We start from the raw sequence: 12,688 nt of genomic DNA, 5'->3' as shown, positions 1-12,688 counted from the left end.
CCCACGCAATTGCCTGTGACTCCGGCAAATCCGCCGGCAAACCGCGCGAGAACCGCTACGACCCCGCCCGCTCACACGAGCCGACGGGATGCGCGGCCAGCAGTTCCTTCGCGCGGCTGCGTGCCGCGTTGTACTCGTACCATTGCGACTCTCCCCTCACCTGCCGGTCGAGTCGGTACAGGGCGCACGACCGTTCCGGTTCGGGCAGCCGATCGAGAGCGGGGACGGCGTCGACGGACAGCGAATCGAGGTAGCTCACGTCGATCCGCCCGGTCTCGCCGAACCGCTCCACGTTCTTCCTGGCGACGTACGCGTCCGGATCGATCGCGGCGAGCAGGAGCACCCCACCCACCGCGGATGCCAGGACGGCACGCGGCAACCACCGCCCCGACAACCGGACGCCTGCCGCGATCAGCAACACGAACACCAACCCCAGCCACAGTTCCGTCACCGTCACGGTCACCCGCAGCCGCGTGTACCCGTACTGGTTCTCGTACAGCGACATCCGGTGGATCGCCGAGGCCACGATGACGAGCGTCAACACGCAGAGCAATCCCAGCAGCACGCGCACGAGGATTCGATCCACCACCTCCACTCGCGCCGCCTTCCGGACCGCGACGGCGATCACCACCAGTGTCAGCGCGGTCACCGCCAGCAACTGCCAGAAGCCCTGTCGCGCGTACTCGGCGTACGTCAGGTCTGCCGTGGTCAGCACGTGCGTGCTCCCACCGAACAGCACCGTCAACTGCACCGCGACGAACCCGAGGAACAACAGATCCAGCAGTGCGAGCGGAAACGCCCACTCCCACCGGGCAACCGGACGCCCCGGCCCGGGGGCGAGTGCGTCGACGCGGGGCGTCCGCCTCAGCAGGTACGCGGCCCCCAGCGTTCCCCCGCACACCAGGACGCCGAGCACGAACCGCCCGACCGGATTCGACACGTGGACGGTCGGTGCGGCTCTGCCGAGCAAGTCGGCGAAACCCGCGTCCGCGCCGACGAACAGCGAACCGAAGACCAGGAGCAGCACGGCCGTCACGGCCGCGACACCGAGAGCCCTACCCACCGGCACCTTCCCGCTCGAATGCCACCGCCTCACACCTCGACGCGTCCACCGCGCCACCCGCAGCGGTGTGAACCACAACGCGAACGACCCGGCCGCCAACCCCGTCCACGTGCGTCCGCCGACGAGGGCGAACGACCCGACCACCCAGCTCAGCGCCACACAGACCGCGGCCAGCCACCCCGCACCGCGGACGCTGAGCACGGCCAGCAGGGCGAGGGCACCGAGGATCGCGACGGACTGAACAGCCGTCGGCATCGTCCTGCGCGTCGCGAACACCGCGACGGCAACCGCGGCGCCGGTGACGACGTAGCCGAGGCCGACCACCGTGACCTGCAGCGTCAGCGCCGCGACCACGCCTGCCGCCAAGGCCGCGAGGACTATCGGCCGTGGAGCCATCGACGTCCGGTCGCGGCGCCAGGCACGTCTCGGCCAGAAGTCGCCCGACGGGGGCGCGGCGGGTTGTGGGGGTGCGATGGTCATGGTTCCCTCCCTGGTTGTCGCTGCCGGATGAAGGCAGGCGTCATCGCGGGACGTCGCGTCCCGGTTGTGGATCGGTAGTCAGGCGGCGGGCAGACTCACCCGGATACAGCAGCCTTCGGCCGTGTCGACGACCTCGATGCGGCCGTCGTGGAGATCCACCGCCCAGCGGGCGATGGCGAGTCCGAGGCCGGTCCCACCGTCGGTGGAGCCGCCGCGGGTGAACCGCTCGAACACCCGCGACCGCTCGCCGGGCGCGATACCGGGGCCGTCGTCCTCCACCTCGATGATCACGCCGCCCGCGTCCGGTCTGGCACGGACGACCACCCGGGTGCGCGCCGGGCCGTGCCGAAACGCGTTGTCCACGAGATTCGTCACCACCTGATGCAAGCGTGCGGTGTCCGCGTCGGCGCGCAGGTGCGGCGGCTGCACGTCGACGATCACCTGCCGCGGTCGCCGCGGGTCCTCCGACTGCCGCACCACGTCCTCGAGGAACTCACGGACCGGAAAGTTCTCCCGTTCGAGTTGCACCGCACCGCCTTCCACCCTCGACAGGTCCAGCAACTCGGCGACGAGGCGGCCGAGCCGCTCGGTCTGGTCGAGCGCCACCCGCATCCGGGCGGGGTCGGGTTCCTCCACCCCGTCGACGATGTTCTCGAGGAGTGCCTGCAGAGCGGAGATCGGTGTACGGAGTTCGTGTGAGACGTTGCCGATGAGTTCGCGGCGATACCGGTCGGCGGCCTCGAGGTCCTCCGCCATCTGGTTGAACGCGCGAGCCAGCTCGCCGATCTCGTCCCGCGACGTCGACCGCACCCGGCGTGAATAGTCGCCGGTCGCCATCGCGCGGGCCGCGGCGGTCATCGCGCGGAGCGGAGACGTCATGCCGTGCGCGAGGATCTGGGTCACGGCCAACGACACCAGCAACGCCAGGACCAGCGCGTATCGGAACGGCCAGCGAGCGGTCACCCAGAACGTCAGCGAAGCGAAGAACAACGCGGCCACGACGAGAAGACCGGTCTTCACCTTGAACGATCGCAGCGGATCGAGAGGTCGAGGCATCCTGTCCAGGATCCGGCCCGCGCTCACCGCTGCACGTCCAGGGCATAGCCGACGCCGTGCACGGTGCGGATCAGGTCGCCGCCGAGTTTTCGGCGCAACGCCTTCACGTGACTGTCGACGGTCCGGCTACCCGCCCCGTCACCCCACCCCCACACCTCCGCGAGGAGCGACTCCCGCGCGATCGCCGCGCGCGGCCGGGAGGCGAAGTACGCAAGCAGGTCGAATTCGGTTCGCGTCAGATGAATTTCGTCGACGCCGCGCCGGACACGACGCTCCACGAGGTCCACCTCGATGTCGCCGACGGACAGTCCGTCCCGCTCGGCCGGCACGGTCTCCTGGGCACGATCGGCCCGCCGCAGCAGCGCGTGCACCCGCGCCACCAGCACCCGCATGCTGAACGGCTTGCTCAGGTAGTCGTCGGCACCCACGCCGAGACCGATCAGCATGTCCGTTTCGTCGGCGCGCGCGGTGAGCATCAGCACCGGCACCGGCCGCGACGCCTGGACGCGCCGGCACACCTCTAGGCCGTCGTATCCCGGCAGCATCACGTCCAGTACCAGAACGTCGGGCGACGAGGCCTCGCACTCAGCGACGGCGGAGGGACCGTCCGACGCCGTCACGACGTCGAAGCCTTCCGCCCGCAACCGCGCCGCGACCGCCTCGCGGATCGTCGCCTCGTCGTCGACGACGAGCACTCTTCGCTGGCCCATTCCCCGACTGTATTGGGCGCACGTGCGGATCCCCGTCAGAGCTTGTGAAGATTCTGTGCAGGTTTGCCCGCGGTTCCGCCGCGGGGTGGGAGATGCGCACCCTGGGGTGCCTGTCGAAAGGCTCGCGCCCGGCGCAAGCTTGGTCTATCAGCCCAGCTAGACACCCCAAACCACCGGAGGCATCCCATCGTCCACACCGCAACTCGCATCGCGATCGGCGCAACCGCCGCCCTCACGTTCTCCCTCGCAGGAGCCGCAGTGATCGTTCTTGCCGGTGGACATACCGACGGGGCTCCGACCCCGAGTTCGGAGGGGGCCGTCTCGCAGCAGCAGCCGGCTCCGGCGATCGCGCCGGCCCCGAGTCGGATCGTCGTCGCAGACCCCGGCTACTCGGTGAATCCCGGGTACTCGGCGCCCGGCTACCCGGCAGACACCGAAACGGTTGCGCCGGGACCGGGTGTCGTTCCGCCCGTCGTGGCGGCACCGCCCATCGTCCGAGCACCGATCGCCCAGCCGCCGGTTGTCCCGCAGCCCATCGCCCAGCCGCCCATCGCCCAGCCGCCCGTCGTGTTGGACCCGCCCGTCGTCGTCGACCCGCCCGTCGTCGTCGACCCGCCCGTCGTCGTCGACCCGCCCGTCGTCGTCGACCCTGTTCACCCGCCGAAGGGTCCGTTCGAAGGACCGGGCCAGGTCGAGCCGGGCGTTCTCGAACCCGAAACCAATCCGTTCCCCGTCGGCGGCGGCCCGAAGCCTGCCCCGCCCGCGGCCCCGCAGTCGCCCGGCGGAGTCGGCCCCGTCGACGGCGGAACCGTCGTCGGCCCCTGATCACCGGAGGAAATCCACACCATGTCCCACACCAAGACCCGTATCGCGATCGGCGGGGGCGCGGCCTTCGTCCTCTCGGTCGTCGGAGCCGCCGGGATCGCCGTCGCCGGCGGCACGGCGTCACCGACCGCCGAGGTGAGTGTCTCCGAGCGGCACCAGGACGAGGACACGACGTCCGCGCCCCTACCGGTCTTCACACCCCCGGCGCTGCACACCCCGACACAGGAACCGCCCGGGTCATTCGACACCGCGTCGGCCGGCCCATTCGAACCAGCCCCCTGGCGGTAACTCGAGTTCCGGCGGCTGCTGTCGACCGTCCGGTGCCTCGACGAGCGCGTGAACCGGTTCCGGCCACAGTGTCTCCACCCGCTCGGCGGCTTCGGCGAAGACGGCGGAATCGAGGTCGGTCCGAGATTCCGGAACCCCGAAGTAGGGCCACGCCGTGATCATCGACCAGCGTTTCGGCGGCGGGAGCGGCTGGAGAAAATACGTCTTGTCCGCGGTGAGCGGTCCGCCGCGCCCTGCCCCGCCGTGCAGGCCGTCGGTCATGCGAGCGCCGGGAAGGTTCGTGAACACACTGCCGTCCGCGTACTCGATTCCGAACAGAAACGGCCCGCTGCTCTTCGCCGACGCGGGTTTGCCGAAGCCGAACATGTCGAGCAGCACCGTGGACTCGGGTCTGCGTGCCTGGATCGTGAATTCGACACCACAGCTGTACACGTGAACGTCGGTCAGCCACAGCACGAGCGACTCGGTGCGGGCCAGCACGGTGCCGACCGGCACGGAGACGGGGATCTCGTTCTCCGGGGTCGACTGGAATCGGATACCGGTCATCACGAGACCTCCACTTCGACGTCCTCGGGTGCCTTGTCGTCCCTGAGCCCACGCCAGCTGGGGTGCCGCAGTCTCTTCGAGCCGGTCCAATCCATGAACCGCACCTCCGCCACCAGTGTCGGGGTGACCCACACGGCCCCCTTGCGGTCGGCGGTGGGCAGGTCTTCGACGAACGGACTGGTGTCTGTTTCCAGCGGCCCCAGGGTAGATGCGAGTTCCTGCAGATCCCGTTCGGTGAAGCCGGTTCCGACGCGCCCGATGTAGCGCAGCCCACCGTCCTCGGGAACGCCGAGCAGGACCGACCCGATTCCCGTGGACCGCCCGCCCTGACCCCGGCGCCACCCGCCGATCACGGCTTCCTGTGTGCGCCAGTTCTTCACCTTGATCCAGCTCGACCCCCGCTTGCCCGGCAAGTACACTGACTCGCGGCGTTTGGCCACGACACCTTCCCAGCCCTTGCCGCGGCTCTCGTCCAGAGCGTCCTGCGCGGACCCGTGCAGTTGCGGCGGAACGACCAGGTCGTCCACCTTGGCCGCCAGGGCTTCGAGGACGCGGCGCCGGTCGGTGTACTTCTTGCGTAACAACGACACTCCGTCGAGATACAGCACGTCGAACGCGAGGAAGTGCGGCTCGTTGCCCTGCTGCAGGAGGCCGAAGTTCGCGACACCCCGCTCGTCGAACGCGACCACTTCACCGTCGAGGACCACCTCGTGGTCGCCGAGAGCGTCTGCCAGCCAACCCAATCGGGCGTAGTCGCGGGTCTTGTCGTTGCCCGCCCGGCTCGTCAGCTTCAGCTCGCCGCCACTGATCTCGGCGATCACCCTGATCCCGTCCCACTTTCCTTCGAACGCCCACTCGTCGGCGTCCAGTCCGTCGAGGGTGCCGGGGCTCGCGAGCATCGGCGACAGTCCCCGCGGCAGTTCGGACGTGTGCGACCCACCCGGGGTCTGATCCTTCATCAGATGCATCAGCCACTGGTCGCCCTTCGTGCGGATCAGCGCGAACCGGCCCTCCACCTGCTCGCCGTGCAACTGGACGATCACCTCGTCGTCCCGCCACTTCTCGGTGTCATACGTTCCCGTGTCCCAGATGGCCATCTCGCCGCCGCCGTACTCGCCCTTCGGGATGGTCCCGGAGAACGTGAGGTATTCGAGCGGGTGATCCTCGGTGTGCACCGCGAGCCGGTTCTCCCCCGTCGTCGTCGGCACGTTCTTCGGCACCGCCCACGACACGAGCACCCCCTCGCGTTCGAGCCGCAGATCGTAGTGGAGACGCCGGGCGTGATGTTCCTGGATGACGAAGCTGTTGCCCTCCCCTGGCTGCACCGTGTCCGGCATCGGCTCGGGTGTCCGTCCGGGATCACGCTTGCGGCGGTACTCGGCGAGGGTGGCGTCGTTCTCGATCGGCGGATCGAGTCCGGCGAGCAGGTCGCCGTCCGACTCCCACCGTTCGAGCACTTCCTCGAACCGCAGCTGCCGTAGGTCGGGGTCGTCGAGTTCGTCCCAGCTCCGCGGCGCCGCGACATACGGCTGGGCGCGCCCCCGCAGCGAATACGGCGCGATGGTGGTCTTGGACGGATTGTTCTGGCTCCAGTCGACGAAGACCTTTCCCGCGCGCACCGCCTTGGCCATGGTGGCGGTGACGAGTTCGGGCCGCAGCTTCTCCAGTCCCGTCGCCACCTGCTTCGCGACGGTCGACGCGCCCGAACCGTCCAGCTTCCGGTCGAGCGGCACGTACAGATGAATACCCTTGCTGCCGCTGGTGACCGGGTACGCGGTCCAGCCGAGGTTCGCGACCAGGTCGCGCACGGCCCGTGCCACCTCCGCGCATTCGACCAGGCCCACACCGGGACCGGGGTCGAGGTCGAAGACGATCCGGGTGGCGGGACCCCGATGTGGTCCGTCGAACCGCCACTGCGGCACGTGCAGTTCGAGTGCGGCCTGCTGCCCCGCCCACGCCAGGGCCGCGACCGAGTTCAGGAGCGGATAGTGCACCGACCGATCCGAGTGCTCGAGTGCACGGCGCTCCAACCACGCCGGTGCGGAGGCCGCGAGGTTCTTCTCGAAGAACGGCTCGCTGTCCACCCCGTTGGGCCAGCGTTTACGGGTGGCGGGGCGGTCGACGACGTGCGGGAGCATGGCGGGGGCGATCCGCGTGTAATAGTCGATGACCTCGCCCTTCGTCGTTTCCGATTCCGGGTAGAGGACCTTGCCGAGATTGGTCAGGGACAGGCGATGTCCGTCGACCGTCAGTTGCCGGGTTCCCGCAGTGGCCACGCGCGCCTCCCTCCGCCGATACATACATATTGTGCGCCGCGCGGCCGCTTCGCTGGCCGGATCGCCACCCGCCAGGCAAGATGGCGTGGTGCACCGAGGTCCCAAGACAGCCGTCGCCGCGATATCCGCTGCACTGACATTGCTCGCCGGATCCTGCTCCACCGACACCGCGTCGGAGGTCGACGCCCAGGCCGAAGCCTCGACGATTCCCGAAGCGTTCACCAAACTTCCGTCCACCCGCGCGGTCGGCGACTGCGCCCCCGGTAGCGGCGTCACCGCGCGGGACGGCGTGGTCACCATCGCCACCGACAGTCCGTCGTACCAGCCGTGGTTCGTCGACGGTGACCCGTCCAACGGCAAGGGCTACGAGGGCGCCGTCGCCCGGGAAGTGGTCGAGAAGCTGGGATACGGTCCGGACCAGGTGCAATTCGAGACCGTCGCATTCAACGACGCGCTGGCGCCCGGCGAGAAGAACTTCGATTTCGCCATCGACCAGTTCACGATCGTCGACACCCGGCGCGAGACGGTCGATTTCAGTTCGCCCTATTACGCCGTCACGCAGTCGGTGCTGGCGCTGAAGAACTCTCCCGCTGCGCGAGCCAAGTCGCTCGCCGACCTCGCGCCGTTCCGTCTCGGGGCGCAGGTGGGGTCCACCAGTTTCGACGCCATCACCCAGACCGTGCAGCCCCGCCAGACACCGGTCAGTTTCACCACCACCGACGACGCCAAGGCAGCCCTGGCCGCGGGCGACATCGACGCACTGGTGGTCGACATCCCGACCGGATTTCAGATCACCGCCAACGAGGTGAAGGACAGTGTCCTCGTCGGGCAGTTCCCGCGCCCCAACGCCGTCACCGAATTCTTCGGCCTCGTGCTGGAGAAGAACAGTCCGCTCACCGCGTGCGTCTCGGCGGCCGTCGATTCGCTCTACGCCGACGGGACGCTGGACGCCCTTGCCGCCGAGTGGATCACCGACACCGGCGGCGCGCACGTCCTCGACTGATCAGGCGTATAGCTCGACGAACGTCTTCAGGGACTTCTCGATGTCGCCCTTCAGCGCCTTCGCGACACCTGAGCCGATGGGCCCGAACAGCGGTGCGCCACCGAGTTCGATGGTGAACGCCACCTCGGACGCATCACCCTTCGCCTTGACGTCGAGCACCATTCCGAGCTTCACGCCGCCCTTGCCGTCACCCTTGAGAACGATGCGGTTCGGGGCGTCGTACTCCTTGATCGTCCACTTCACGCGATTGCGGAGTCCCTTGACCGTCACGACGGAACTGATCTCGGTTCCGGCCGTGAGGGTCTCGGGAAGTTCGCCGCGCCAGCCGTCGTGGACCACGAACCACTTGTCGAAGTCCTGCAGATTCGAGGCCTTGTCCCAGGTGTCCTGGGGGCTGAGGGGAACATCGGTCTTGACCGTGAGTTTCGCCATTGGTGCAGCCTAACGGCCTGTGAGTACTTATTAACCGCGGGCGGTTGATAAGTACTCACAGGCCGAAGGCATCAGTGGGAGACGGCCTTCTCCACACCGACACCGGTGAGAGAGCGGACCTCCATCTCGGCCTGCTTGGCGGGATCCTCCGCCTTGCCGCGGCCGATATAGGTGCCGACGATGCCGAGAACGAACGCCAGCGGGATGGAGACGATGCCCGGGTTGGCGAGCGGGAAGTAGTCGAAGTCGGCGTTCGGGAACATCGACGACGGCTTGCCGGACACGGCCGGGGAGAACGCGATCAGAAGGAGGCAGCTGACGAGGCCGCCGTAGATGCTGAACAGGGCGCCGGTGGTGTTGAACTTCTTCCAGAACAGCGAGTACAGCAGCGTCGGCAGGTTGGCCGAGGCGGCCACCGCGAAGGCGAGCGCCACCAGGAACGCGATGTTCTGGCCCATGGCCAAGATGCCGAGGACGATCGACACGAGACCGATCACGACGACGGTGATCCGGGAAACCCGCACCTGGGACTCCTCCGACGCGTGTCCGCGCTTGATGACGCTGGCGTAGATGTCGTGGGCGAACGACGCGGACGCCGTGATCGCCAGCCCCGCCACGACCGCGAGGATCGTTGCGAACGCGACCGCGGAGATGATCGCCAGGAAGATGGTGCCGCCCAGTTCGAACGCGAGCAGCGGCGCCGCCGCGTTCTCCTTGCCGGGTGCTGCGAGGATGACGTCGGGGCCGACCATCTTGGCGGCACCGTAGCCGAGGACGAGCGTGAACAGGTAGAACGCGCCGATCAGTCCGATCGCCCAGGTGACCGAGCGGCGGGCTTCCTTGGCGGTGGGGACGGTGTAGAACCGCATCAGCACGTGCGGCAGGCCCGCCGTGCCGAGGACGAGTGCGATGCCGAGCGAGATGAAGTCGAGCTTGCTCATCGAGCTGATGCCGTACTTGGCGCCGGGAGCGAGGATGTCGCGGCCCGCGATGGCCTCGTTCGTGGAAGTGCTGACCGTCGCCTGGGCGTCGGCGAGCAGCTGGGAGAAGTTGCCGCGCACCGCGAACAGCACGAGGAAGAACATGATGCCCGCACCGGCGACCAGCAGGACCGCCTTGACCATCTGCACGTAGGTGGTGCCCTTCATGCCGCCGACGAGCACGTACACGATCATCAACACGCCGACGACCGCGACGACGACGCCCTGACCGACCTTGCCGTCGATGTTCAACAGCAGGGCGACGAGTCCGCCGGCTCCTGCCATCTGCGCGAGCAGGTAGAACAGCGAGACCACCAGCGTGGACAGCGCCGCGGCCATCCGCACGGGACGCTGCTTGAGGCGGAAGCTCAGCACGTCCGCCATCGTGAACCGGCCGGTGTTACGGAGCAGTTCCGCGACAAGCAGCAGGGCCACCAGCCAGGCGACGAGGAAGCCGACCGAGTACAGGAATCCGTCGTAGCCGTAGACGGCGATGGCGCCGGCGATGCCGAGGAACGAGGCGGCCGACAGGTAGTCGCCGGCGATGGCGAAACCGTTCTGCGGTCCGGAGAACTGACCGCCGCCGGTGTAGAAGTCCGAGGCCTTCTTGGTGGTGCGGCTCGCCCGGATCACGATGGTCATCGTGATCACGACGAATGCCACGAAGATGGCGATGTTGAGGAGCGGGTTGCCGACGTCGGTGCCGACTGCGAGCGTGGTGATCACTTGAGGGGTCCTTCCAGCTCGTCGCGGATCGCGGCGGAGCGCGGGTCGAGTTCCCGGTTGGCGAACTTGACGTACAGCGCGGTGATCACGAACGTGGTCACGAACTGGCCGAGACCGAGGATGATGCCGAGGTTGATGTTGCCGATCACCTTGGTGGCCATGAACTCGGCCGCGTAGGTGGCCAGCAGGACGTACGCCGCGTACCAGGCGAGGAAGAACGCCGTCATCGGGAAGACGAAACTACGCAGGCGGTGTCGCAACTCCTGGAACTCCGGGCTCGCCTGCATGTCTACGAAGGCTTGCGCATCAGGAGCGCGCCGCTTCTGCGGTGCGCCCTCACTGAGATCGGCTGTGGTCACTGCAGACTCCTTGGTCGTGTGAAGTGAACTGGCTACCGACGTTAGTGAGAGTTGAGTCACAGAAACAGGTTGTGGCATCTGTCACACGGCGAGCTGCGGGACTGTGCGCCGAACGGTCACCCGACCGCGACAAGCGGCTCCGCCACCCGTGCGTGCTCGAGGAGTGCAGGGACTCGTCAAGCACTCACGGGGAGCGGAGCTCCCTCTCGCGGTCGGAGCCCACGTCGAGGCGTTCGGGGGCGTGCATGCGGGTGAAGATCCGGCTGACGTCGGCGGGAATCTGACGCTTGGTCACCTTGCTGACCAGCACCATCGTGACGAAGGCCAGCGGAACGCTGACGGCGGCCGGATACGCGACCATCGCCGCGGGCCAGCCGTTCCAGACGTCGACGGTGAAGCCGCCGAGCACCGAGATCCCGGCGGCACAGCCGGCGACGAGCCCGCCTGCGACCATCCCGGCACCCGCCCCGGCGGCGGTCAGACCACGCCACCAGATGCCGAGCACGAGCAGCGGGCAGAGGGTCGACGCCGCGACCGCGAACACCAGCCCCACCGTGCGCGACAGGTCCAGCGACGTCACCGCCAGCGACAGCACCAGCGGCACCGCCCCGGCCAGGACTGCGGCGATCCGGAAGTCCCGGACCCGTCCGCGCAGGACGTCGGTGCTGAGCACCCCGGCGATGCTGACGAGCAGACCGGACGACGTGGACAGGAACGCCGCGATGGCCCCGGACGCCACGAGCGCGGCGAGGAGTTGCCCGGCCCACCCGGAGATCACGGAGCCGGGCAGCAGCAGGACCGCGGCGTCGGACGTGCCGGTGATGAGCAGTTGCGGCACGTACAGCCGCGCGAACACCCCGAGCAGCGTCGGGAACAGGTAGAACACTCCGAGCAGCCCGACGACGGCCAGCGACGTCAGCCGTGCGGCCCGCCCGTCGGGGTTGGTGTAGAACCGGACGAGCACGTGCGGCAGCCCGATCGTGCCGAGGAACGTGGCGAGGATCAGCGAGTACACCTGGTACATCGGGTGGTCGCCGCCGAACCCCCAGCCGGGGGCGATCCAGTCGGAGTTGTCGGCGGGAGCGCCCGCGACCACGGGTACCGGTGCGCCCGCCTCGAGGGTCATCGAAGTGCCCTCGCCGAGGTGGTGCTCGCCCGGCTCGAGGCGAACGTCCCCGCTGGCCGGGACCCCGTCGATCGTCCCCGACCCGCCGACCGTCACCGGTTCGGACACCTGCACGACGACGTCGGTGGTGATGTCGACGGTGGTCTGCTCGCTCACGGTGGGTGGTGCGGCGGCGCCCAGCTCGTGGTGGTCGCCGAAGAAGTACACCGACAGCACGAGCGCCGGGATCGCGACCGCGGTGAGTTTCAGCCAGTACTGGAAGGCCTGGACGAACGTGATGGACCGCATGCCGCCGCCCACCACGTTGGCGATGACGATGAGCCCGACGACGACGGCGCCGACCCAGCTCGGCACCCCGAGCAGGATGTTCAGGGTCAGTCCCGCGCCCTGGAGTTGCGGGACGAGGTACAGCGCGCAGACGGCGGCGACGACGAGCATCGCCAGGGTGCGGAGCCGGCGGGAGCCGAGCCGGAACTCGGCGAAGTCGGGCACCGTGTACGCGCCGGAGCGTCGCAGCGGTGCGGCGACGAACAGCAGCAGCCCGAGGTAGCCGGCCGTGAACCCGATCGGGTACCAGAGGGCGTCCGCACCGTATTTCGCGATTAGGCCGGCGACGCCGAGAAAGGATGCGGCCGAGAGGTACTCGCCGGAGATGGCGGCGGCGTTCCACCGCGGTCCGACGCTGCGGGACGCGACGAGGAAGTCGGAGGTGGTGCGCGCCAACCGCACTCCGTAGATACCGATGGCCACAGTCGCGATGGCGGCGGCGGCGAGCCCGGCCAGGGTCAGCCAGGGAATGGGTTGTTCGGGGGTCACGG

The 12,688-nt window shown here is 68.6% G+C and carries 12 protein-coding genes; 3 read left to right on the top strand and 9 right to left on the bottom strand.

Annotated elements, in window-relative coordinates:
* Positions 1 to 55 precede the first annotated feature (55 nt).
* The 3 genes from RHA1_RS24725 to RHA1_RS24715 form a co-directional block, all read right to left on the bottom strand.
* On the bottom strand, positions 56 to 1,543 hold the full coding sequence (locus tag RHA1_RS24725) for a DUF4153 domain-containing protein (RefSeq protein WP_011597306.1): 1,488 nt from the start codon (positions 1,541 to 1,543) through the stop codon (positions 56 to 58).
* A 78-nt stretch (positions 1,544 to 1,621) separates the two neighbouring features.
* Complete coding sequence (locus RHA1_RS24720) at positions 1,622 to 2,599, bottom strand: HAMP domain-containing sensor histidine kinase (RefSeq protein WP_011597305.1); 978 nt, start codon at positions 2,597 to 2,599, stop codon at positions 1,622 to 1,624.
* 23 nt (positions 2,600 to 2,622) lie between these two features.
* Positions 2,623 to 3,309: a response regulator transcription factor gene (locus RHA1_RS24715; protein WP_011597304.1), complete on the bottom strand. Its 687-nt coding sequence runs from the start codon at positions 3,307 to 3,309 to the stop codon at positions 2,623 to 2,625.
* 258 nt (positions 3,310 to 3,567) lie between these two features.
* Here RHA1_RS24715 and RHA1_RS24710 point away from each other — a divergent pair, with 258 nt between their 5' ends.
* Both RHA1_RS24710 and RHA1_RS24705 read left to right on the top strand, forming a co-directional pair.
* The gene (locus RHA1_RS24710) at positions 3,568 to 4,134 is read left to right on the top strand and encodes a hypothetical protein (protein WP_011597303.1); all 567 of its coding nucleotides are present in this window, start codon (positions 3,568 to 3,570) and stop codon (positions 4,132 to 4,134) included.
* Positions 4,135 to 4,155: 21 nt separating this feature from the next.
* A complete protein-coding gene (locus RHA1_RS24705; RefSeq protein ID WP_011597302.1) occupies positions 4,156 to 4,422 on the top strand; it encodes a hypothetical protein in 267 nt (88 codons plus the stop codon).
* On the opposite strand, the gene RHA1_RS24700 is transcribed toward RHA1_RS24705, so the two are convergent.
* Complete coding sequence (locus tag RHA1_RS24700; protein WP_011597301.1) at positions 4,372 to 4,968, bottom strand: hypothetical protein; 597 nt, start codon at positions 4,966 to 4,968, stop codon at positions 4,372 to 4,374. The genes RHA1_RS24705 and RHA1_RS24700 overlap by 51 nt on opposite strands.
* Positions 4,968 to 7,244 carry an ATP-dependent DNA ligase gene (locus tag RHA1_RS24695; protein ID WP_518525571.1) on the bottom strand — a complete coding sequence of 759 codons (2,277 nt, stop codon included), beginning with the start codon at positions 7,242 to 7,244 and terminating at the stop codon, positions 4,968 to 4,970. The genes RHA1_RS24700 and RHA1_RS24695 overlap by 1 nt, the downstream gene beginning before the upstream one ends.
* Before the next feature lie 88 nt (positions 7,245 to 7,332).
* On the opposite strand from RHA1_RS24695, the gene RHA1_RS24690 reads away from it, so the two are divergent.
* Complete coding sequence (locus RHA1_RS24690; RefSeq protein WP_029538401.1) at positions 7,333 to 8,247, top strand: ABC transporter substrate-binding protein; 915 nt, start codon at positions 7,333 to 7,335, stop codon at positions 8,245 to 8,247.
* Here RHA1_RS24690 and RHA1_RS24685 read toward each other — a convergent pair whose 3' ends face one another.
* The 4 genes from RHA1_RS24685 to RHA1_RS24670 all read right to left on the bottom strand — a co-directional run bounded on the left by RHA1_RS24685 (position 8,248) and on the right by RHA1_RS24670 (position 12,686).
* The gene (locus tag RHA1_RS24685) at positions 8,248 to 8,679 is read right to left on the bottom strand and encodes a type II toxin-antitoxin system Rv0910 family toxin (protein WP_009478084.1); all 432 of its coding nucleotides are present in this window, start codon (positions 8,677 to 8,679) and stop codon (positions 8,248 to 8,250) included.
* A 71-nt stretch (positions 8,680 to 8,750) separates the two neighbouring features.
* Positions 8,751 to 10,385: a monocarboxylic acid transporter gene (locus tag RHA1_RS24680; RefSeq protein WP_011597298.1), complete on the bottom strand. Its 1,635-nt coding sequence runs from the start codon at positions 10,383 to 10,385 to the stop codon at positions 8,751 to 8,753.
* Positions 10,382 to 10,744 (bottom strand): DUF485 domain-containing protein, encoded by a 363-nt coding sequence (locus RHA1_RS24675; RefSeq protein ID WP_009478082.1) that lies wholly within the window; start codon positions 10,742 to 10,744, stop codon positions 10,382 to 10,384. The genes RHA1_RS24680 and RHA1_RS24675 overlap by 4 nt, the downstream gene beginning before the upstream one ends.
* 184 nt (positions 10,745 to 10,928) lie before the next feature.
* Positions 10,929 to 12,686, bottom strand: a complete 1,758-nt coding sequence (locus RHA1_RS24670; protein ID WP_011597297.1) for a sodium/solute symporter — start codon at positions 12,684 to 12,686, stop codon at positions 10,929 to 10,931.
* Positions 12,687 to 12,688 lie beyond the last annotated feature (2 nt).

It is taken from the genome of Rhodococcus jostii RHA1 (assembly GCF_000014565.1).
In the GTDB taxonomy this organism is placed as follows: domain Bacteria; phylum Actinomycetota; class Actinomycetes; order Mycobacteriales; family Mycobacteriaceae; genus Rhodococcus_F; species Rhodococcus_F jostii_A.
This window is presented reverse-complemented; position numbering and strand designations above follow the sequence as displayed.

Coding starts and splice junctions, on each gene's coding strand:
- RHA1_RS24720 (WP_011597305.1), bottom strand. CDS start 2,599: ATGCCTCGACCTCTCGATCCGCTGCGATCGTTCAAGGTGAAGACCGGT.
- RHA1_RS24705 (WP_011597302.1), top strand. CDS start 4,156: ATGTCCCACACCAAGACCCGTATCGCGATCGGCGGGGGCGCGGCCTTC.
- RHA1_RS24715 (WP_011597304.1), bottom strand. CDS start 3,309: ATGGGCCAGCGAAGAGTGCTCGTCGTCGACGACGAGGCGACGATCCGC.
- RHA1_RS24725 (WP_011597306.1), bottom strand. CDS start 1,543: ATGACCATCGCACCCCCACAACCCGCCGCGCCCCCGTCGGGCGACTTC.
- RHA1_RS24685 (WP_009478084.1), bottom strand. CDS start 8,679: ATGGCGAAACTCACGGTCAAGACCGATGTTCCCCTCAGCCCCCAGGAC.
- RHA1_RS24700 (WP_011597301.1), bottom strand. CDS start 4,968: ATGACCGGTATCCGATTCCAGTCGACCCCGGAGAACGAGATCCCCGTC.